The following is a 983-nucleotide window of genomic DNA, read 5'->3' on the forward strand; positions in this document are numbered from 1 at the left end:
GTCAGCTTTATCCATCCAGGCAAACAGGTTCTCAATGTTGCGCACGATAGTCAGATGGTCTTTGGTTGCACTAAACATCTTATTGAGCAGTTGTTTCTTGCGCTCATTGGTCTTGCCAAAAAACATTTGTCCATAAGACGATGAAGGTGTGCTATTAATCATACGAACAACCCAGGGCCACATACCATGGCTGACAGGTTCCAGCATTGCTGAAACTAGTGGGTGAGTTTTACCACCAGGCAAGGCTGGCGCTTCGAGAATTAGCTCAACATTCTTATAGAGTTCTGGTCGAAAGCTTACCGCTTGGAGAATAACGGCGCCGCCACGAGAGTGACCGTGAATACGAATGTTTTCAGTTGTCGGTAAATTTTCGAGAGCCTGGTTAAGGACGCATGCATCGTATTCAATGGTCGCTTCAGGGTACTTAATAGGTATTTCCCACTCAGCTGGCTCTGGGATAGGGCCGCTAACAGGAACGTGGTAGTTACTGCAGGTCAATAATACCAATTCTGTAGAAGAATCATTATAGAGTTGCGTAAAGTAGCAATGATTTTCCAAAAAACCGTGAACGCCAATAACGGTATGTTTCGCTTGGCTGCTATGGTTTCGAATGCTAACCGCGCCTTTACCGACGGTGAAGACCTTGCCCGAAAACATTTCGGTATAGCTTTGTTCGATCGGCTTTATCAGTTTGCGCGCATGGATTGCTTGCATTTTACTCTCCCAACTCTCTAATAGTCATGCTGCGCTTAAAATTTGGCAGCTGGCTTTTCCGGCGTTTGCACACTTGGAAGGCCCTGTGACTATGGCTTTGCTTAGGTTTCACTTTGTATCTGAAACCGTGCAAATGTTAGATTATTTATCAATAAGTATACGCAGCTTGAGCAACAATGGAATATTAAATTGGTCAAACAATGAGCGCTATTTAGAACTTAAGTTTAAAAGCGTCTGTAACTCTATGAAATAATTATGGCAGATGGGCT

1 protein-coding gene is annotated in these 983 nt (G+C 43.8%); it reads right to left on the reverse strand.

The features are described 5' to 3' along the window. Positions 1-714, reverse strand: a 714-nt coding sequence (locus tag A3729_RS03520) for a hypothetical protein (protein ID WP_068633171.1), incomplete at its 3' end; no start/stop codon positions are given. Positions 715-983: the final 269 nt, after the last annotated feature.

The organism is Oleiphilus sp. HI0043, from assembly GCF_001634935.1.